Source organism: Glutamicibacter bergerei (assembly GCF_054495185.1).
The window spans coordinates 253,005-272,470 of the sequence record NZ_CM137131.1 but is presented as its reverse complement, the minus strand read 5'-3'; the positions used below and the strand labels follow the sequence as shown (position 1 = coordinate 272,470).

The 19,466-nt window shown below is 57.0% G+C and carries 18 protein-coding genes and 1 riboswitch; of the genes, 11 read left to right on the top strand and 7 right to left on the bottom strand.

The annotated features are described in order from the left end of the window. Window positions 1-56 precede the first annotated feature (56 nt). From ACX5K5_RS01305 to ACX5K5_RS01295, 3 genes are all read right to left on the bottom strand, one after another. Window positions 57-689: a methylated-DNA--[protein]-cysteine S-methyltransferase gene (locus ACX5K5_RS01305; RefSeq protein WP_096256260.1), complete on the bottom strand. Its 633-nt coding sequence runs from the start codon at window positions 687-689 to the stop codon at window positions 57-59. Next, window positions 686-1,183, bottom strand: a complete 498-nt coding sequence (locus tag ACX5K5_RS01300) for an RNA polymerase sigma factor (RefSeq protein WP_096256261.1) — start codon at window positions 1,181-1,183, stop codon at window positions 686-688. The genes ACX5K5_RS01305 and ACX5K5_RS01300 overlap by 4 nt, the downstream gene beginning before the upstream one ends. Before the next feature lie 101 nt (window positions 1,184-1,284). Next, window positions 1,285-1,902, bottom strand: a complete 618-nt coding sequence (locus ACX5K5_RS01295; protein ID WP_382411586.1) for a histidine phosphatase family protein — start codon at window positions 1,900-1,902, stop codon at window positions 1,285-1,287. 59 nt (window positions 1,903-1,961) lie between these two features. Next, window positions 1,962-2,056: riboswitch (SAM riboswitch) on the top strand. Window positions 2,057-2,141: 85 nt separating this feature from the next. Between ACX5K5_RS01295 and ACX5K5_RS01290 the strand changes: the two genes are divergently transcribed. From ACX5K5_RS01290 to ACX5K5_RS01245, 10 genes are all read left to right on the top strand, one after another. Then, complete coding sequence (locus ACX5K5_RS01290) at window positions 2,142-3,506, top strand: O-acetylhomoserine aminocarboxypropyltransferase/cysteine synthase family protein (protein WP_096256263.1); 1,365 nt, start codon at window positions 2,142-2,144, stop codon at window positions 3,504-3,506. Then, entirely contained in the window at window positions 3,506-4,000 is a 495-nt protein-coding gene (locus ACX5K5_RS01285; RefSeq protein ID WP_105677764.1) for a CoA-binding protein, read from the top strand. Before ACX5K5_RS01290 ends, ACX5K5_RS01285 begins: the two co-directional genes overlap by 1 nt. A 374-nt stretch (window positions 4,001-4,374) precedes the next feature. Then, window positions 4,375-5,064 carry a polysaccharide deacetylase family protein gene (locus tag ACX5K5_RS01280; RefSeq protein ID WP_459174891.1) on the top strand — a complete coding sequence of 230 codons (690 nt, stop codon included), beginning with the start codon at window positions 4,375-4,377 and terminating at the stop codon, window positions 5,062-5,064. 161 nt (window positions 5,065-5,225) lie between these two features. Then, complete coding sequence (locus ACX5K5_RS01275) at window positions 5,226-6,002, top strand: DeoR/GlpR family DNA-binding transcription regulator (protein ID WP_459174890.1); 777 nt, start codon at window positions 5,226-5,228, stop codon at window positions 6,000-6,002. Continuing rightward, window positions 5,999-6,976 (top strand): 1-phosphofructokinase family hexose kinase, encoded by a 978-nt coding sequence (locus tag ACX5K5_RS01270; protein WP_188686210.1) that lies wholly within the window; start codon window positions 5,999-6,001, stop codon window positions 6,974-6,976. The genes ACX5K5_RS01275 and ACX5K5_RS01270 overlap by 4 nt, the downstream gene beginning before the upstream one ends. A gap of 2 nt (window positions 6,977-6,978) precedes the next feature. Then, window positions 6,979-8,991: a PTS fructose transporter subunit IIABC gene (locus ACX5K5_RS01265; RefSeq protein ID WP_443458672.1), complete on the top strand. Its 2,013-nt coding sequence runs from the start codon at window positions 6,979-6,981 to the stop codon at window positions 8,989-8,991. Next, window positions 8,988-10,682, top strand: coding sequence for a phosphoenolpyruvate--protein phosphotransferase (gene ptsP, locus ACX5K5_RS01260; protein WP_188686214.1), 1,695 nt, complete (start codon window positions 8,988-8,990; stop codon window positions 10,680-10,682). Before ACX5K5_RS01265 ends, ptsP begins: the two co-directional genes overlap by 4 nt. A 60-nt stretch (window positions 10,683-10,742) precedes the next feature. Beyond that, a complete protein-coding gene (locus ACX5K5_RS01255; RefSeq protein WP_096256270.1) occupies window positions 10,743-11,021 on the top strand; it encodes an HPr family phosphocarrier protein in 279 nt (92 codons plus the stop codon). A gap of 138 nt (window positions 11,022-11,159) precedes the next feature. Beyond that, window positions 11,160-12,458: an MFS transporter gene (locus tag ACX5K5_RS01250; RefSeq protein ID WP_459174889.1), complete on the top strand. Its 1,299-nt coding sequence runs from the start codon at window positions 11,160-11,162 to the stop codon at window positions 12,456-12,458. Window positions 12,459-12,569: 111 nt separating this feature from the next. After that, window positions 12,570-13,307, top strand: a complete 738-nt coding sequence (locus ACX5K5_RS01245) for a polysaccharide deacetylase family protein (protein ID WP_459174888.1) — start codon at window positions 12,570-12,572, stop codon at window positions 13,305-13,307. A gap of 9 nt (window positions 13,308-13,316) precedes the next feature. Here ACX5K5_RS01245 and ACX5K5_RS01240 read toward each other — a convergent pair whose 3' ends face one another. The 3 genes from ACX5K5_RS01240 to ACX5K5_RS01230 form a co-directional block, all read right to left on the bottom strand. Continuing rightward, on the bottom strand, window positions 13,317-13,748 hold the full coding sequence (locus tag ACX5K5_RS01240; RefSeq protein ID WP_459174887.1) for an SRPBCC family protein: 432 nt from the start codon (window positions 13,746-13,748) through the stop codon (window positions 13,317-13,319). Window positions 13,749-13,884: 136 nt separating this feature from the next. After that, complete coding sequence (locus tag ACX5K5_RS01235) at window positions 13,885-14,253, bottom strand: hypothetical protein (RefSeq protein WP_443446864.1); 369 nt, start codon at window positions 14,251-14,253, stop codon at window positions 13,885-13,887. A gap of 178 nt (window positions 14,254-14,431) precedes the next feature. Continuing rightward, window positions 14,432-16,087: a thiamine pyrophosphate-dependent enzyme gene (locus ACX5K5_RS01230; RefSeq protein WP_443458673.1), complete on the bottom strand. Its 1,656-nt coding sequence runs from the start codon at window positions 16,085-16,087 to the stop codon at window positions 14,432-14,434. 429 nt (window positions 16,088-16,516) lie between these two features. On the opposite strand from ACX5K5_RS01230, the gene ACX5K5_RS01225 reads away from it, so the two are divergent. Beyond that, window positions 16,517-18,034: a sodium:solute symporter family protein gene (locus ACX5K5_RS01225; RefSeq protein ID WP_096256276.1), complete on the top strand. Its 1,518-nt coding sequence runs from the start codon at window positions 16,517-16,519 to the stop codon at window positions 18,032-18,034. Window positions 18,035-18,134: 100 nt separating this feature from the next. Here the strand turns inward: ACX5K5_RS01225 and ACX5K5_RS01220 are convergent, their stop codons facing one another. Next, on the bottom strand, window positions 18,135-19,424 hold the full coding sequence (locus ACX5K5_RS01220) for an adenylosuccinate synthase (RefSeq protein WP_096256277.1): 1,290 nt from the start codon (window positions 19,422-19,424) through the stop codon (window positions 18,135-18,137). Window positions 19,425-19,466 lie beyond the last annotated feature (42 nt).

The following is a 19,466-nucleotide window of genomic DNA, read 5'->3' as shown; positions in this document are numbered from 1 at the left end:
ATAGTTGTGGCTGTCACCCCCATGGGGTGACAGCCACATCTATGTGTTTCTACAACTTAAAACAGCACTGGGTCCGACTGCGTCTGTCGTTGCGGGTTTTCAAGTTCTAGTAGCTGCAGCTTGGTGGGTAATCCGCCAAGGTATCCGCCGAGCGCACCATCGGTGCGCAGGACTCTGTGGCATGGCAAGACAATCGGTAGTGGATTGGTCGCGCAGGCGGTGCCCACCGCGCGTACTGCTTTTGGTTTACCAATCTTCGCTGCCACCTGTGCGTAGCTCAGGGTCTGCCCGTAGCCGATCTGTCCCAGTTCTAATTGCACGGTTCGGCGAAATTCTGTAGATAGTCTTAGATCCAGCGGGAGCTGGAATTCGTGCCGTGTGCCAGCAAAGTATTCATCGAGCTGACGCGCTACCCCATCGAGTTTCGCAGGTGCTTGAAGGATTCGTGGGCTCACCTTAGTCGCAAGACTTTCAAGGATATGGTCATAGCCTTCGCTTTCAAAAGCAACTCTGACCAGTCCGGCCTCGGTGCTCGCCAGCAGCAGTTTTCCAATCGGCGTATCAAACACACGGTAGGAAATGTCGGTCAGCTGTGACTTATCAGCTTCTGTTTCCAGACGCGAATGCAGTTGGGCCAGCATTGTTGTTTCCTCGGTGGTGGGGCCGGAATTCACCTTGTCAATATTCATCTTTTGGCTCCCGGGGTTTGTGCCTCATTCAGCTTGCTTCGTAAGTTTTTGATGCCGTCGGCCGCAGCTCTCCGGGCGGCTTCCGGCGTACCCGACAGCACCTCGGCAATTTGCGCATAACTTAATCCGCCAAGATACCTGTAGGCGATTACTAGCCGTTGTTTTTCTGGCAGCGTTTTGACCACTTGCCAAAGTTCCAGATTTTCAAGGTTCTGTGCCGGAGTTGAAGCATGGACGCCGTCGCCATTTTCGACCTCGGCTTGCACGGTTTCGGGGCGATGCTTGCGCAGTTCGTCGATTGCTTTGCGGTGGGCAATGCGTACCAGCCAGGCCTGCACATTGGCTTCCTGGTCTAACTGCGGATAGGCCTTGAGCGCCGAGAGGAAGGTTTCGGACCAAGCATCTTGAGCGCGATGCTCATCGAGTAGCGCGCGGCACACTCGCAGGACACTGAGCCCATGGGTCTGCACGACCCGTTCGAATGGTTGCTTCATGTGGCTCCTCGTTGGCGGCTGTCACTAGGTAAACGTACCGTGTGGCCATTATGTGAGGTGCGTGAGCTAACTATTTCAAAAACTTTTTACGTCGTTGCATTTTAGTGAGCGGTGACGAGGCCTAGTTCTTCGCGCAGTTCATGCATCCGCTCAAGATCAATTTTCAGTAGCTCCCCGTTAGTCACGCCGTCGTGGATACGTACCCCGGCGAGCGCGTCACGCACAATCCGCATGGCAGCTCCATGACTAATGACCAAGATCTTTCGTCCAGGGTTTTCCTGCACTAAAACAGACAAGGCACCAAGCATGCGGTGTAAGACGGTTTCTCTGTCTTCAGTCTCAGCAGCAAGCGTCGCTGCTTCGGCTTCGCTGACTTCAGCCATAATCCGGCCTTCAAGTGGGCCAAAACCTCGCTCAATCACGTCCGCCACCGGCGCTGCATGTTCAACGTCAAGTTCTGCTGCGATCAGCAAGGCTGTTTCTTGAGCCCGCGACAGCGGAGAAGCGACAACCAGATCCCAATTCTGGCCGTTCAGTTCCCTACCAAGCTCCCGCGCTTGCGCTCGACCGGTGTCATTCAAATCGATATCGGTACGTCCTTGCATGCGCCCGGCAAGGTTCCAATCGGTCTGCCCATGCCTGACCAAAGCTAACGCTGTATCCATAGCTCGAGCATAAGCTAACCCCTGAACCACGCCCGAATCGGATTCCTCCTTCAAGAACCGAAACTTTAGGACTCATAGTTGGGTCATTCAAGGACATATTGACAGACTGTTACTAACCATCCCGAGCGGCCGAGAGATCTGGTTTGATGACGCCGCAGCAACCTGCCACAGCCGGTGGACTAGGTGCTACCGCCAGAACCGATGGAGCTGCTTTCCACTGAATTCCAGGGGTTAAGCGACATTGATCCGGGATTCCTGCCGAAGCATCAATCGACAAGGAGTCGTACGCCACCATGGCTGACCACAAGTTTGGATTTCGCACCCGCGCTCTACACGCCGGCGGCACACCCGACGCGGAGCACGGCGCACGCGCCGTGCCGATCTACCAGAGCACTTCATTTGTTTTTAAAGACACCGATGACGCGGCTAATCTCTTCGCACTGCAAAAGTACGGGAACATTTATTCGCGCATTGGTAACCCCACGGTGGCAGCTTTCGAGGAGCGCATGGCGTCACTCGAAGGCGGCATCGGTGCGGTAGCTACCGCCTCAGGCATGGCAGCTGAGTTCGTCACCTTCGCGGCACTGGCTCAGGCCGGGGACCACATTGTTGCTTCCTCCAAACTCTATGGAGGCACCATCACCCAGCTGGACGTGTCCTTGCGCCGTTTCGGGATCGAGACTACCTTCATCGATTCTAATGACGCCGCAGATTTTGAAGCAGCAATCCAAGAGAACACCAAGGCCGTTTACACCGAGATCGTGGCAAACCCTTCGGGCGACATCGCTGACCTCAAGGGTCTGGCAGAGGTCGCCCACCGCCACAACATCCCGCTGGTGGTTGACTCGACGCTGACCCCGCCGTATCTGTTGCGCCCCATTGAACATGGCGCGGACATCGTGATCCACTCAGCCACCAAGTTCATCGGAGGGCACGGCACCACCTTGGGCGGTGTAGTCATCGAGGCTGGCACGTTCAACTGGGGCAACGGCAAGTTCCCCACCATGACTGAACCCGTACCAAGCTACGGCAACGTGTCTTGGTGGGATAACTTCGGCGAATACGGATTCCTGACCAAATTGCGTAGCGAACAGCTACGAGACTTTGGCCCCTCCCTGCCTGCGCAGTCTGCATTCCAGTTGTTGCAGGGCTTGGAAACCCTGCCACAGCGCATGGATAACCACCTGACCAATGCGAAGCAGGTCGCCGCGTGGCTCGAAGCCGATGACCGCGTCACCTACGTCAATTACGCGGGTCTCGAATCCCACCCACAATATGCCCGTGCCGCCGAGTTACTGCCAATGGGCGTTGGTTCGGTCTTCAGTTTCGGAGTAAAGGGTGGACGCGAGGCTGGCACCAAGTTCATCGAAGCTTTGCAGCTGGCAAGCCACTTGGCCAATATTGGTGATGCTCGCACCTTGGTACTACATCCTGGGTCTACCACCCACCAGCAACTGAACGCCGAACAGATGGTTGCCGCAGGAGTTCCTGAAGATCTGATCCGTCTCTCCGTCGGTTTGGAAGATGTTGAAGATATTCTCTGGGATCTAGATCAGGCACTGACTGCTTCCCAGAAAATCGCAGCCAAGCTGGATGAGGCTCCCACCTATGACGGCGCTGCCTGCGCCGTGCCAGCAGCTTCGAAGGGAGCAAACTAATGAGCACTCAGCAACGTACTTGGCAGGGCCCTGGCGCCGCAGAGCGCCTGAATATTCTGCATGAAACAAAGTCTATTGCTATCGTTGGTGCCTCAAATAAGCCATCCCGCGCCAGCTACTTTGTTGCCACTTATCTCTTGTCTTCCTCGAAGTACAAGGTATATTTCATCAACCCCGTGCTGGACGAGATTCTCGGGCAGCCGGTCTACAAGTCATTGGCTGATCTGCCGGAGACCCCTGATCTGGTCGAGGTTTTCCGTAAACATGATGACCTTCCCACCGTGCTAGATGAAGCGCTGGCCGTGGGCGCGAAAACCCTATGGTTGCAGCTTGGTTCGTGGCACGAGGAGGTTGCCGCGCGCGCCGAGGCTGCCGGGATGAATGTGGTCATGGACCGCTGCGTCAAGATTGAGCATGCCCGCTTCCATGGTGGATTGCGTCTTGCCGGGTTCAACACCGGAGTGATCTCCTCTAAGCGCCAGCTACTGGCATAAAGTTCTGCATCTTTTCATTCTCGCCGGAGCCTATGGTGACCTCACCACAGGCTCCGGCCATTTGAGCTTGCATCCTCACCATTCCAATCCCCCGGCCTGAAACATCACATGATGCTAGGGTGTGAAATCACGTTTTACATAACGATTCAGCCGATTTTTCCTGCCTATCGGATGGTCGAATTGATTTCAGCCGGTGAAGGCGAAATGGTAAATACATGCCTTCCCGTTCCCGCGTCAACGCGGTTATTTCCGTACTTTGCTGTGTCCTTTTCCTCACCAGCTGCGGTTCTCCAATAACCCAACAGGCCTCCCGGGCGGGCCATGCAGTTGCAGGTTTCTTTGCCAATACATCCTCTACCCGAAGCGAAGGCTCTATGCAGGTCGCACGGGTTGCTGATTACGGTGCAGTTCCTGCAGTCCAGGCTCCTGTCACCGCGATGGTGCTCAAACCACAACCTCGCGTTAATTGCGAAAAGACCAAATGCGTAGCCTTGACCTTTGATGATGGTCCAGGGAAGTACACCGCATCATTACTGGACATGTTGGCCAGGGAAAACGTCCCCGCAACTTTCTACATGCTCGGGCAGAACGTTGCCAATTTTCATGGCGCGGTAAATCGCATGGCGTACGAGGGACACCAGCTGGGCAATCATACTTTTGACCACCGAAGTCTGACCGGTTTGTCCGCAGAAGAAATCAAGAATGAAATCTCCGCAACCGAATCGGCCATCCGCAAGGCGACCGGATTGACGCCGGATACTTTACGCCCGCCGTATGGGGCTCATAATTCTGCCGTTGACCAACTGGTGAATACACCGATGGTGCTCTGGGATGTTGACACCTTAGATTGGCAGCATCATGATCCGAAGAAAACCGTAGATCTTGCGTTGGCGCAGGCACACCCCGGGTCGATCATCTTGATGCACGACATCCATGACAGCTCGGTCAAAGCAGTGCCGGAACTGGTCAAGCGGCTCAAACATGAAAACTACACCTTGGTGACGGTCAATGAACTATTCGAGGGAACGAATTTTGGCGGCAAAACCGCCTACACTCGGCGCTAGCGTTTTACACATTCAGCGCCATCTTACGTAAAAAAACCCACTCAAAAACAGATAAACCCAAAAGTTCTTCACAAATTCGCTTGACGACCCCACACAATCGGACATAAAGTCATGGAAACACAGATTCGTGTGTTGCATGTCATGACTTTATGGAGGCGTAGATGTTTGCCGAGGAAAGACATCGGCTAATCACCGATCAGCTTGCCGCCGAGGGGAAAGTAACCGTCGCGCAACTGGCTGAACGCTTTGAGATTACTGCGGAGACCGTTCGCCGTGATCTAGCCCAGCTAGAGTCTGAAAATCTCTTGCGTCGTGTACATGGTGGAGCGGTCTCCATCAGTGAGGCAAGCACCCGCGAAGAAAGCTATATGGCACGCACCGCCATCCATGCCGAAGCCAAGGCGCGTATCGCGCAACGTGCACTCAGCCTGCTACCGGTCTCCGACGCTTCGGTCATCTTAGATGCCGGAACCACCACAGAATTCCTCGCCGAACGCATGGTCAAAACCAATGCAGGGTCCGGACTCGTGGTGATCACCCACGCACTGCCCATCGCCACGGCACTGGTGCAAAGCCCAGAGATTGCCTTGGAACTGATTGGCGGACGAGTTCGCGGAATTACCGGTGCCACCAGTGGTGCACGCACTGCGCAGGAATACTCCAACTATCGCGCCGACATTGCTTTTATAGGAACCAATGCCCTGCATGCCGATTTTGCCTTGAGCACGCCTGACCCCTTGGAAGCCGCCGTTAAAACTGCCTTGATCGCGAGCGCACGCCGTGTTGTGCTCCTCGCCGACAGCTCAAAATTTGACCAAGAAACCCTGGTTCGCTTCGCCCGCCTGGATGCCATAGACACCCTAGTGACCGACAGTGCACCGCAAGACGATCTCGCTGCTGCCTTGGAACTGGCCGAAGTGGAGGTAGTTGTCGCATGATCATCACACTGACCTGCAACCCGGCCTTGGATAAGACCATTGAATTACAAGAGCCTCTGGCTCACGGAGCTGTCCAACGCGCCGCAACCAGTCATACTCAGGCCGCCGGCAAAGGAGTAAACGTGAGCCGGGCGCTTTCCGTGGCTGGAGCCAAGACTCACGCGCTGCTACCCGGCGGAACTAATGATCCGCTCATCGCCGCGCTACGTGGTGACGGACTGAATTTCACTTCACTGCCCATCGATGAATCGTTGCGCACCAACATCACCTTGACCGACCCGGATGGCACCACCACCAAAATCAACGAGTTAGGCCCGACGTTGAGCGCCGAGGCAGTGTCTGCATTGAGTGCGTTAGTACTTGAGGCAAGCGCCGAAGCCACTTGGCTGGTGATGGCCGGATCCCTGCCCCCAGGAGTACCTGCAGACTTCTATGCGCAGCTCACCGCCACGCTTCGCGATTCGCTGGGCACCAAATGTCCGAAGATCGCAGTGGACACCTCCGGAGAACCGTTGCGCCAGCTTTACGCCCACACCGCACACCACATCCCAGACCTCATCAAGCCAAACGCCGAGGAGTTGGCAGATCTTGTCGGTGCCAGACTCAGCGAAAAACAGCTTGAAACTTCCGCGCAGCTGACCGCAGAGACCTGCCAAGCTCTGCTTGAGCGCGGGACCGGTGCCGTGTTGGCAACGCTCGGAGCCCACGGTGCGGTGCTGGCCACAAGCCAAGGGGCATGGCATGGCTGGCATGAACCCATCGCCGCCCGGAGCACCGTGGGAGCTGGAGATTCTTCGCTGGCAGGATTCCTGTTGGCAGCCATTTCTCAGGGCTCATCAGAACAATGTCTTAAGTCAGCCATCGCCTACGGGGCGGCGGCAACTTCGCTCCCCGGTTCGACTATCCCCTCACCATCTGACCTCACCGCGGACGCCGTCACCGTCGTCTCACTCAACCCAAGGCAAGGATCATAGCAATGAGCGACCTGATCACCACCCAGCTCGTCACCCTCGACGCACACTTGGGCACCTCAACCACCGAGGTGATCAATCACCTGGCGAACCTGGTGGCCAAGGCCTCCCGCGCTACCGATGCATCGGCCCTCGCCGAACACGCATTGGCCCGTGAAGCAAAAACCGCCACGGGAGTACCCGGCGGCATCGCGATTCCGCACTGTCGCTCGGCCGCCGTCACCACCCCCACCCTGGCCATGGCACGACTGGCTACCCCGGTAGATTTCGGGGCCAAAGATGGTCCAGCAGATCTGATCTTCTTTATCGCTGCCCCAGAGGGCGCCGATAAAGAGCATTTGAAGCTGCTCTCCAAATTGGCTCGCGCGTTGGTGAAGAAGACCTTCACCGCAGCACTTCGCGAGGCAACCAGCGCCAGTGAAATCGTCGCGTTAGTCTCCGCGGTTATCTCCGATAATCCAACGGTTCCTGCCGCCGCCCCGGTAGCCGCGCCGGCACCAACCACCGACCCCTCACGCGCAAGGGTCTCCAAGATCGTGGCGGTCACCGCCTGCCCCACCGGCATTGCCCACACCTATATGGCAGCCGACTCGTTGGCACAAACCGCCGAAGAGCTTGGCATTGATTTTGCGGTGGAAACTCAGGGCTCTTCCGGTTCCACCGCGTTGGATCCTGCAATTATTGAAGCTGCCGACGCGGTGATCTTCGCCGTCGACGTTGATGTGCGTGACCGTGCACGTTTTGCCGGCAAGCCGTTGATTCAGGTTCCGGTTAAACGCGGTATCGACGAGCCTGAGAAACTTCTCAAGGATGCCATCGCGGCAGCGAGCGATCCGCAAGCGCGCCGGGTGCCTTCCGCTACGGCATCGGCCGAATCGGAACAGACCAGTGACAAGCAAGGCTTCGGCGCACAGCTCAAGCGCGCGCTGCTGACCGGTGTTTCCTACATGATTCCGTTCGTGGCCGGCGGCGGCTTGCTGATTGCATTGGGCTTCCTGCTCGGCGGTTACGCGATCACCGACGTGGCAGACAAGTATTTGACCGATAACACGCTGTTCAACCTGCCAGATGCAGGACTCATGGCCTACCTTGGAGCCGTCGCATATAAGATCGGTGGCCTCTCCATGGGCTTCCTGGTTCCCGCTTTGGCCGGTTACATCGCTTATGCGTACGCAGACCGCCCAGGTATTGCCCCGGGCTTCACCGCAGGTGCGGTGGCGGGCTTCATGGGTGCCGGGTTCCTTGGCGGTATCGTCGGTGGTTTGATTGCCGGTTTGGCCGCTCGCTGGGTCAGCTCCTGGAAGGTTCCACGCTGGTTGCGTGGTCTGATGCCAGTGGTGATCGTGCCGCTGCTCGCGTCCATCATCGCCTCGGGTCTGATGATCCTCTTCTTGGGCGGACCGATTGCGAAACTCACCGAAGCACTCAATTCATGGCTCTCGGGTATGTCTGGTACCGCTGCTGCGATTCTTGGTTTGATCCTTGGACTCATGATGGCCATCGACTTGGGCGGTCCGGTTAATAAGGTCGCCTACGCATTCGCGGTGGCAGGACTGGGCGCAGGTTCACTTACGGAAAACCCTGCCCCACTGATGATCATGGCAGCTGTCATGGCCGCGGGCATGGTGCCACCATTGGCTATGGCCTTGGCTACGACGGTTTCCCCGAAGCTATTCACCGGAGCCGAACGCGAAAACGGCAAGGCTGCCTGGTTGCTCGGTGCCGCGTTCATCTCCGAAGGTGCTATCCCCTTCGCCGCGGCGGACCCACTGCGTGTCATCCCTGCCTCGATGGTGGGCGCCGGAGTGACCGGTTCGTTGATTATGACCTTTGATGTGGTCAGTCAGGCACCGCACGGCGGAGCTTTTGTCTTCTTCGCGATGAATAACACCTGGCCAATGTTCCTGTTAGCCACCGTCATTGGTACGCTCATCTCCGCTGCACTGGTGATTATTCTGAAGAAGTTTGTTCGTAAGGCTGCAGCGCCAAACGTTGAAAGCGTCAAGGTTGCAGCATGAGTACGCACAAGGTAGAAAAGTTTTCCGGGGTAGGCGTCAGTGCAGGCCGGGTCATCGGTACCGTACGTCGCATGCCCGATGCGATCCAAGCCCCCGCCGACGGTGCGCCGCTTCCTGCCGGTGCCACTATCGACAGTGAAACCGCCCGTTTGGCCGAGGCCACCCAAGCGGTTGCCGCGCAGCTCAAGGCACGCGCCGCACTGGCTACCGGAGACGCGCAAGCGGTGCTCAAGGCCACCGCACTCATGGCCAGCGACAAAAGCTTACTGAAGTCGGCGACGAAGCTGGTGTCCTCGGGCACCTGTGCGGAGTCGGCTCTCTGGGAAGCCGCCGATGCGGTAGCCACCCAGCTGTCCGCACTCGGTGGCTACATGGCCGAACGCGCGGGAGACGTACTTGATGTTCGCGCCCGTATCGTGGCCGAGCTACGTGGGGTTCCTGCCCCGGGTATCCCCGATTCGGAAACCCCCTTTGTACTCGTGGCCGTTGACCTGGCCCCGGCAGATACCGCTACCCTGGATCCGGCGAAGGTCTTGGCCCTGGTAACCAGCGATGGCGGGCCACAGTCCCACACCGCGATTATTGCCCGCTCCTTGGGATTGCCTGCCATCGTGGCGGCCAGTGATACCACCGCCCTAGCTGATGGCGACGTAGTCTACGTGGACGGAATCGACGGCCTCGTGGTGCGCAACCCAACCGAGGTTGAGTCCGCGACCGCACGTACCTACGCAAATCGTGAGCAGCTTCCGGAATTTGATGGCCGTGGAGTACTGGCTGATGGTCACCGCGTTCCTCTGCTAGCCAATGTGGGTAGCGGCACCGACGCGCAGGCTGCGGCCAAGGCAGGCGCCGAAGGTGTAGGCCTATTGCGCACCGAGTTCTGTTTCTTAGGACGAGAGAAGGAACCGTCCCATGAGGAACAGGTAGCCGCCTATGGTGCGGTCTTTGAGGCCTTCGCGCAGAAGAAGGTCGTGGTCCGCACGCTGGATGCCGGGGCTGACAAGCCGTTGCCGTTCCTCAGTGATTCGACGGAGCCGAATCCGGCGCTCGGTGTTCGCGGCTACCGCACGGACACCACTAGCCCCGGAGTCCTCGCCCGTCAGCTCACGGCGATCTCCGAGGCCGCCGCTGACCACCAGGCCGAGGTCTGGACCATGGCACCAATGATCTCTACGCCTGCTGAGGCCCAAGATTTTGCGGCACTGGTCAGCACGGCGAACCTCGCAACCGCTGGAGTGATGATTGAGGTTCCCTCGGCCGCACTGATGGCCGAGCGGATCTTGGAACGCTGCGATTTTGTGTCTATTGGAACCAACGATCTCACGCAATACACGATGGCCGCGGATAGGCAGCTGGGGTCATTGGCTGAACTGAATGACCCTTGGCAGCCGGCCGTGTTGCACATGATCGCGGCCACCAGTGCCGGGGCACAGGGCGCCGGCGCTAAACCGGTGGGAGTATGCGGTGAAGCCGCGGCAGATCCTGCGCTCGCGGTGGTGCTGGTAGGACTGGGTGTCAATACCTTGTCCATGAATAAGCGCGCGCTTTCACCGGTCGCCGCGGTGCTGCGCACCGTGGACTTGGCTACCGCTCAAAAATTGGCGCAGCTTGCCTTGCGGGCAGCATCAGCAGAGGAAGCCCGAAGCTTGGTGCGCGCCCAGCTGCCCGAATTGGATCGCTTCGGACTCTAACAACTCCAAGGTCATCTGCCTTAGGATTTTGAATTACCACCTATGTTAAAAGGAGCCGTCATGGCAGAACGTACAGCAATCATTGGAAGTCGAGTTGGCCTTCACGCCCGTCCGGCTGCAATCTTCGCCGAAGCCGCCGGCGAGCTTCCGGTTGAGGTCACCATCGCGTTGGAAACAGAACCCGCCGAGGACGCATTGGATGCTTCAAGCATTCTGTCGCTCATGGGCTTGGGTGCCGAATACGGCACCAAGGTTGTGTTGCGCGCCGAGGGCGAAGGCGCCGAAGAGGCGCTGGATCAACTGGTGAAAATTCTGGAGATTGACCACGACTCCGAGTAAACAATGTGTTCCATGCTGCCCCGCGCTTGACCCTTAAGGGTGAAGCGCGGGTTTTGCATTAAATCCCGAATTACTGATTGACAAAATTCAATCAGTAGATGGATGATTGATTCTACGCGCAAGTTGTAGGAGCTTCTCATGAGTAGGTTGCAGGACTCAATGCTGCGCCTCGTTAAGCCATTCACCCACAGGGACTATGCGCTACTAGCGAGCGCATTAATTATTTCTACCTTCGCCGCAGGCATGTGGGCGGTGGCAATGGTTTATCAGGTACGTCGCTTAGGCGGCGGGCCCTTAGAGCTATCCATGGTGGCCACCTCAAACGCCGTGGGGCTACTTGCCCTAGTGTTGCTCGGCGGCATCATGGCCGACAGGTACTCCTGTCGAAAAATAGTCATCTTGGTACAGCTGCTATCGGTGCTCATCATGAGCGCCACGGCCATACTCGCGCTGACTGGTGCCATCACGCTGTGGCATCTCATCCTCACCAGTTTCCTTGCAGGTGCCGGATCAGCATTCTTCTTCCCCGCATATTCCGCACTGCTGCCTCGCATCTTGCCGCCGAAGGATCTACTAGCCGCCAACGGGCTGGAAGGCACGGTCCGGCCGGTAGTGCACACTGCACTGGGACCGATGGTGGCAGGTTTTCTTGTCGCCGCGATTTCCCCGGCACACGCAATTGCCGCAATCGCACTGTGCCATTTCATCGCCATTTTTGTCCTGCGCCGCATAACGCACCGCAAAGAATACGACGCACCAGGACATGATGACTCGGCGACTGTTGCGCCGAGCGTACTGCGCCAATTACGTGAAGGCGTGGGCTATACGATGCGTACCAGCTGGTTGCGTTGGACGTTGTTCTTTTCGGTGATTTCCGTATTCACCTTTATCGGACCTTTTGAGGTATTGCTGCCATTTATCGTCAGCGATCATTTGGGCGGGGATGCAAAGCTCTTTGGCTACACGCTAGCCTTCTTCGGAGCCGGCTCGGCGATCGGTTCGCTGCTGATCGCCTCGGCGAAATTCCCACGTCGATATTTGACTCTCATGACCGCTTGCTGGTGTTTAGGCACGTTGCCGCTGGCAATGGTGGGATACGTGGATGCCGCGTGGATGTTGTTCGCGATTCTCTTACTTTTCGGGATCACCGATTCAGCGGGAATGGTCATCTGGGGAACGTTGTTACAGCGCCGGGTGCCGAAACATTTATTAGGTCGTATCTCCAGCCTTGATTTCTTCGTTTCCTTGGCATTGATGCCCTTGTCCATGGCTGTCGCCGGGCCGCTAAGCCAGGTGTTGAGCCTGCAGAGTATTTTTATAATCGCAGGAACCGCCTCGCCAATATTCGGGCTTCTGGCTTGGTGGGCTGGACGCTTTGCTCGTGATGAAATTGAGCATCCGTTGCACTCACCATCGGAAACCCCAGCTAGTTTATAGCCAGCCCATTGGCTCTCACCGCGCTCCCTATGCACTGGCTACGAAATCACTGAGCGAAGGCGTGGCAGTTTTGCGCTGCCACCGAATGGGCGAGAAGCTGAAGAGATGAGAATGTCTTTCCGCCTCACCCCTCGGCTAAGCGCACTGCTTCTTGGCATTCTCTTGCTCGGAGGTTGCGCCTCCCAGACCACCGAACCGCAGCCAGAGACCGTTGCGACACCACCAGCAGTGGACTGCGCAACAACCAAATGTGTTGCGCTAACCTTCGACGATGGTCCCGGAGAATACACAAATCGATTACTCGATGAATTGTCTAAGCAGCGGGCGCCTGCCACATTTTTTGTACTGGGTAAGAACGTGAAGAAATACCCCCAGACGCTACAGCGCATGGTCGCCGAGGGGCACCAGATCGGCAGTCACACCTTTGATCACAAAGACATCACTAAGTTAACCGCGGAGGGTATCCAACACGAAGTGCAGTGGACCGACGAGGCGATTGAGGAAGCCTCCGGCGTTCGACCGCAGATTCTTCGGCCACCCTATGGTTCCCATGGTGCGGTGTACGACCGGCTTATTCCGTACCCACTGGTGCTGTGGAACGTTGACACGCTGGATTGGAAACACCACGACCCTCAAAAGACCGTGAAGATCGCCTTAGAAGAAGCCAAGCCCGGCTCGATCATTTTGATGCATGACATCCATGAAAGCTCGGTCAAGGCGGTACCCCAACTGGTGAGCAAACTTCACGACGCCGGATACACCTTGGTGACCGTGGATCAGCTATTTGCCGGAACAGATTTCAAGGCGTCCAAGGCCTACGCTCATCGGAGCCAATCTTCGACGAACTAAGACGATCCCCTAGGGGGCCTGCTCGGCATAAAACCTAAGTTGATCAAGCATGTCCCCTTCGGCTTCACGCACCGAATTCGCGAGCTGTTCGCACTCTCGAACGCTTAAATCAGGGTTGATCACCGCGACTTGAAGCACCACTTCGGTGTACCCTGCATCGTCTTTGAGATCAAAACGATAAGACAATCCATCCGGGTTTTCGGAGGTGTGTGCAATTAGCAAACGATTCTCGATCAGATCATGGATTTCATAACGTCGCTCGTGTCCACCCACCCGATAGATCAGGTTTGTCCCCACGCGCAGCTGCACGTCATCCGAATGCATGGTGGCGATACCCGGCATCCACAAGGGGGTCGCGGTCCAATCGGTCAACAACTCCCAGACACGGTGCACCGGCAGGTGAATCACCGCGGTGCTTTCAAAAACACTGAACTGGCTCATATTCGAATCGTCCCACTCCCGTGGAAATAAAGGAATAGCAAGGCCTATTTAGCTTCGACTTCGCCCCTTCAAAAACCAAAAACCGACCCTCCCACGGTTTCGCGGATAGGTCGGTTTTGCAGGTGGGAGGCTGGGTTTACCAGTCTTCTTCGTCGTCGGCCTCGGAGGTACCCAATTCGGGTTCCTGCTCCTGATCGAAGTTGTACCAAGCTTCGGTGAAGCCAACCATCTCATCCAGTGCTTCTTGCTGATCTTCGTCGAGGGCTTCTAGCGCCTCGGCATTGTTCAGGATTGCGCTGATTGCCACAAAAGGGTGACGTTCAAAGTAGTCCAGTGGAGTCGCTTCACGAGTGAAGGTCAGGTTTTCACTTTGCGCAAAGAGATCAATGTATTGCGCAACGGCAGCCGGCATACGGGTCAGACTAATACCGGAAAGGGACTCGTTGTAAATTTCGGCAGTGGCATCAGCCCACTGCTCAATGAGCTCTTCGCTCATTTGTGCCATCAGATTCTCCGCCTTGGTGCGTAGGTTTGGGAATGCTCACATCTTGGGTAAGAATTCAGCTTAAACCTTCAGAACGAGCATGCCAAGACGATCAAGGTGTGATTTATCCTTGGTCGGCCTACTACCATCGGCGAACAGCGAGTCGCTACTGGCCGACGGTAGTACGACGCAGCAGGCCTTAGTAGGCTTTCACTCCTTGCTCAACGATCAGGTGGATCAGGGCAAAGGTCTTGTCATTGTCGATTGCGGCGAGCGCCGCGTCCACGGCGGCAGGAACATCAGCATCGTTCTCCACGCGCACTCCGTAGCCACCAAAGGACTGTGCCATCAAAGCGAAGTCCGGGTTTTTCAGCTGGGTACCGGAGACGCGATCCGGGTACTGGCGTTCCTGGTGGGTACGGATAGTGCCGTACTGCTGATTATCCATGACAACCACCAGCGGGGTGGCACCGTACTGGGCTGCGGTAGCTAGCTCTTGGCCGTTCATCATGAACTCACCATCACCGGCAATACTCACCACGCGGCGCTGTGGGTAGGACAATGACGCGGCCACCGCCGAAGGGATCGAGTAACCCATCGAGCCGTTACGTGCCGAAAGCATCGAGGCGTAGCCATTGGTTGGGAAATAGCGGTGCGCCCAGTTGGTGTGTTCGCCGGCGCCGAAGGTGACCATGGCATCTTCGGGAAGCGCGGTAACCAGATTCGCCATCAAGGTATCCATCTTTGCTTGGCCTGTTGTAGGCGTTGCTGGAGGCAACTGGGCAAACTTTTCTTGTTCGCCGCGCATGCGCCCGGTCCATTCACGCCATGAATCTTTCACCGGCAGGTCCATCAGCAACAGGTCACGAACGAAGACGTCAGGTTTAGCCACGATCTGATGAGAGACCGGACCGGAACGGCCCCGTAGTGAAGGGTCGATGGTGACCAGGAAGTTCTTCTTGTCCCAGTTTTGACGGACGTTAAATCCATCGGTGATCACGTCTCCCGGCACGGTACCGACGAAGATCAATAGGTCTGTTTCTTCCAGCAGGTCGTAGGTTGGCTTGGGCCGGCCGTACCCAATTGGCCCAACATAGGACGGGGAGTTAAACGGTACGGTGCCTTCGCAACGCCACTCGGCTGCCGCCGGCAGGTCATGCTCTTCGAGCCAGCGGGTAAAGTCAGCGGCACCTTCGTGGGTCCAGTCATTACCGCCGAAGATAAACAGTGGCTTATCCGCTTCCTGCAGTGCGCCGTGCAGCGCCTTCCAATCGGTGACGGTCATGCCACCGGTGGCCACCGGAATTTCCGGGTGCACCGCGGCAGAAACCTCGCGGGTGATGATGTCTTCGGGCAGACCAACAACTACCGGACCAGGACGGCCGGACATCGCAGCGAACATTGCTTCGGCGACGACTTCGGAGGCTCGATCTGGGTGATCCAAAACCATCACACGTTTAGCCCCGGTACCGAACCAGGCCCGCGGATCAAATTCCTGGAAGGCTTCCTTGCCTCGGTGCTCAAAAGGAATCAGACCTACAAACAGCACCAACGGAGTGGAGTCCTGCCATGCGGTGTGCAATCCTACGTGGGCATTGGCGGCGCCTGGACCACGGGTGACCATCGCAATGCCCGGGCGCTGGTGCATTTTTCCTTCAGCCTCGGCCATATAGGTGGCTCCGCCTTCGTGGCGGCAAACAACTGTGTCAATAGTCGAATTATGCAGCCCATCAAGGACGTCCAGGTAGCTTTCCCCTGGGACAACGTAGGCGCGCTCCACGCCATGGGCTACAAGGGTGTCAACAATGACGTGCCCGGCCGACTTCTTTGTCGACGGCTGACCATTTTCACTCATCTTTTTGGCGTCTTTCTATCGAATAAAAGTCTTGGTTCACAGATACGAAAAAAGGTGCCACAAGGCACCAGATGCAACGTTGCGTCGTCGTGAAACAGTACTAGAGGCCGGTGAGCAATGCACGAAGTTACGCATTTACTACGTAAATATGACATCTTGCCTAGAAACAATGCATATCGTCAGGCAAATTGTCCATGAATTTCCCACAAGCAAGTCAGTGTGTTGCATCACAGGAAAAATCGCGGTCAGCTCTGGCACGAAACGTTCCGCGTTGCGTTGGGGTCGCGCGACACCGGATCCCTTCATGAAAGCGGCAATGTGCGTTACGTGTTTGACGACACATCTACCCAGCTAATAGCCTATTGAACAACTAAAGTTTCCTTCCGGTAATCTTCGGCTTTCCGACCTCATAGAACACGGGCCCAATTCATGGAATACATCAACGGAGTAATCGTTGCAGCGTATCTGGCGGCAATGCTGCTGTTCGGCTGGTGGGGCAAGTCCCGCACCAAAAACAGTAGTGACTACCTCGTCGCCGGACGCCGGCTCGGCCCGTTCCTCTACACCGGCACCATGGCGGCAGTAGTATTGGGCGGCGCTTCGACAGTGGGTGGCGTAGGGCTGGGATATAAATGGGGCATCTCAGGCATGTGGCTAGTAGTTGCCATCGGGGCCGGAGTGATCTTATTGTCCCTGGCTTTTGCCCCTACCTTGCAGCGGCTCAAGGTCTTCACCGTTTCGCAAATGCTCACGCTACGCTATGGCAGCAAGTCCGCCACCAACACTTCGGGCATTGTCATGCTCGCTTACACCTTGATGCTCTGCGCGACATCAACCAGCGCGTATGCGACGATCTTTGTGGTTCTCTTCGGCTGGGAGAAGTGGCTTGCCATCGCTATTGGCGGCGCCATTGTGGTGGTCTATTCCACCATCGGCGGCATGTGGTCCATTACCCTGGCAGATCAGGTGCAGTTCGTCATTAAAACGGTAGGCATCTTCTGCCTCATGCTGCCTTTTGCATTAAACGCCGCAGGTGGCATGGACGGCATCCGTGAGCGCGTGGATGCCGAGTTCTTCAGCTTCACCGGCATCGGACTGCAATCCATCATCACGTACTTTGTCGTTTACACTCTGGGCCTGCTGATCGGTCAGGATATCTGGCAGCGCGTATTCACTGCGAAGAGCCCCAAGGTCGCCCGCTGGGGCGGAACTACCGCCGGGTTTTACTGCATCATCTATGGTGCTGCGGGAGCCGTTATCGGTATGGCCGCCAAGGTCGCACTGCCAGACATTATCGGGGCAGATATGAATAAGGACGTCGTCTACGCGGAGGTCGCCACCGAGCTGCTACCCGTAGCCGTCGGTGGCTTGGTGATGGCTGCGGCGGTGGCCGCAATGATGTCCACCGCCTCCGGAGCATTGATCGCTGCGGCCACGGTGGCTCGCACCGATGTCACTCCATTTGTTGCCAGCTGGTTTGGCAAGTCCATCAGCGTCAATTCCGATGAGAACCCAGAACATGATGTGCGGGCGAACCGCATCTGGGTACTGGTACTTGGAATCGTGACCGTATCACTGGCAATCCTTGTTGATGATGTGGTCGCCGCGCTCACGATCGCCTATGACATCTTGGTCGGTGGCCTGCTGGTGGCCATCATTGGCGGATTGCTGTGGAAGCGTGGCAATGGCATTGGCGCAGCAGCGTCAATGGCCGCCGGTACGCTCGTCACATTGGGCACCATGATCATTCTAGAGATCCAGGCCGAACAAAAGTTCGACGGCGTGTACGCCAACGAACCGATTTACTTTGGTCTCATTGCCTCCGCGGTCACCTTCATTGTCATTTCATCGCTCACCAGGCCCACCCCCACGCAGGTCATTGAACATTGGAATCAACGTGTCGCAGGTACCGCCGCAGTTGAAGGCGTCGAAGCAGGCGTCAAGTAATAACTAGTCTCGACCCGTAGGTGAGAAGACAATGCAGGCCCGGCGAAATATTCCGCCGGGCCTGCATTGTTCTTCCCAGAAATTCTCTGGGACGAAAGAGTTAGTCGTTGATCAGATCGTGGCGCACAATGGTCTGATCGCGGTCTGGACCTACGCCAATGGCGGAGATCCGGGTGCCGCTAATCTTCTCGAGAGCCAGAATGTAGTTACGTGCATTTTCTGGCAAATCTTCCATGGTCCGCGCCGCGGAGATATCCTCGGTCCAGCCCGGGAAGTACTCGAAGATCGGCTTCGCGTGGTGGAACTCGGTCTGCGTCATCGGCATCTCGTCGTGGCGCACACCGTCAACGTCGTAGGCCACGCACACTGGGATCTGCTCAATGTTGGTCAACACATCGAGCTTGGTTACGAAGTAATCGGTGAAACCGTTCACGCGCGAGGCGTGGCGGGCCAGCACCGCGTCGTACCAACCACAACGACGTGGGCGTCCGGTGTTCACACCGAATTCTCCGCCGGTGGTCTGCAGGTAGATACCCATATCGTCGAACAGTTCGGTAGGGAACGGTCCGGCACCCACACGGGTGGTGTAAGCCTTGATGATACCGATCGAACGGCTGATCCGGGTCGGGCCAATGCCAGAACCGACCGAGGCGCCGCCGGCGGTAGGGTTCGAGGAAGTCACAAACGGGTAAGTGCCGTGATCAACGTCCAGGAAGGTTGCTTGGCCGCCCTCCATGAGGACCACCTTGCCCTCATCCAAGGCGTTGTTCAGTTCGAAGGTGGAATCAATCATCAACGGGCGCAACCGGTCCGCATAGGACAGGAAGTACTGCACAATGTCCTCGACGATTACGGTGCGACGGTTGTAGATCTTCACCAGTAGTTCGTTCTTCTGGCGCAGTGCACCTTCAACCTTCTGGCGCAGGATTGATTCGTCAAAGACGTCCTGTACGCGGATGCCTAGGCGTCCCACCTTGTCCATGTAGGCCGGGCCGATGCCGCGTCCGGTGGTGCCAATGGCACGCTTACCCAAGAAACGTTCGGTGACCTTGTCCATGGTCTGGTGGTACGGAGCTACCAGGTGAGCGTTAGCCGAGACGCGCAGTTTCGAGGTGTCGGCGCCGCGAGCTTCCAACCCTTCGATTTCTTCGAAGAGGGCCTCAAGGTTCACCACACAACCGTTACCGATAATCGGAATGGCGTTGGGCGACAGAATGCCGGCCGGAAGGAGCTTTAGCTCGTACTTCTCACCGCCGACAACCACGGTGTGCCCGGCGTTGTTACCGCCGTTTGGCTTGACTACATAGTCGACCTGCCCACCGAGTAGATCGGTAGCCTTGCCTTTACCTTCATCGCCCCACTGGGCTCCGACGATCACGATTGCTGGCATGGGATCCTCCCCCTTGCATAAAGCAGCGGTTGCGGCGCTCTT

Coding starts and splice junctions, on each gene's coding strand:
- ACX5K5_RS01305 (WP_096256260.1), bottom strand. CDS start 689: ATGAATATTGACAAGGTGAATTCCGGCCCCACCACCGAGGAAACAACA.
- ACX5K5_RS01300 (WP_096256261.1), bottom strand. CDS start 1,183: ATGAAGCAACCATTCGAACGGGTCGTGCAGACCCATGGGCTCAGTGTC.
- ACX5K5_RS01290 (WP_096256263.1), top strand. CDS start 2,142: ATGGCTGACCACAAGTTTGGATTTCGCACCCGCGCTCTACACGCCGGC.
- ACX5K5_RS01285 (WP_105677764.1), top strand. CDS start 3,506: ATGAGCACTCAGCAACGTACTTGGCAGGGCCCTGGCGCCGCAGAGCGC.
- ACX5K5_RS01280 (WP_459174891.1), top strand. CDS start 4,375: ATGCAGGTCGCACGGGTTGCTGATTACGGTGCAGTTCCTGCAGTCCAG.
- ACX5K5_RS01275 (WP_459174890.1), top strand. CDS start 5,226: ATGTTTGCCGAGGAAAGACATCGGCTAATCACCGATCAGCTTGCCGCC.
- ACX5K5_RS01270 (WP_188686210.1), top strand. CDS start 5,999: ATGATCATCACACTGACCTGCAACCCGGCCTTGGATAAGACCATTGAA.
- ACX5K5_RS01265 (WP_443458672.1), top strand. CDS start 6,979: ATGAGCGACCTGATCACCACCCAGCTCGTCACCCTCGACGCACACTTG.
- ptsP (WP_188686214.1), top strand. CDS start 8,988: ATGAGTACGCACAAGGTAGAAAAGTTTTCCGGGGTAGGCGTCAGTGCA.
- ACX5K5_RS01255 (WP_096256270.1), top strand. CDS start 10,743: ATGGCAGAACGTACAGCAATCATTGGAAGTCGAGTTGGCCTTCACGCC.
- ACX5K5_RS01250 (WP_459174889.1), top strand. CDS start 11,160: ATGAGTAGGTTGCAGGACTCAATGCTGCGCCTCGTTAAGCCATTCACC.
- ACX5K5_RS01245 (WP_459174888.1), top strand. CDS start 12,570: ATGTCTTTCCGCCTCACCCCTCGGCTAAGCGCACTGCTTCTTGGCATT.
- ACX5K5_RS01240 (WP_459174887.1), bottom strand. CDS start 13,748: ATGAGCCAGTTCAGTGTTTTTGAAAGCACCGCGGTGATTCACCTGCCG.
- ACX5K5_RS01235 (WP_443446864.1), bottom strand. CDS start 14,253: ATGGCACAAATGAGCGAAGAGCTCATTGAGCAGTGGGCTGATGCCACT.
- ACX5K5_RS01230 (WP_443458673.1), bottom strand. CDS start 16,087: ATGAGTGAAAATGGTCAGCCGTCGACAAAGAAGTCGGCCGGGCACGTC.
- ACX5K5_RS01225 (WP_096256276.1), top strand. CDS start 16,517: ATGGAATACATCAACGGAGTAATCGTTGCAGCGTATCTGGCGGCAATG.
- ACX5K5_RS01220 (WP_096256277.1), bottom strand. CDS start 19,424: ATGCCAGCAATCGTGATCGTCGGAGCCCAGTGGGGCGATGAAGGTAAA.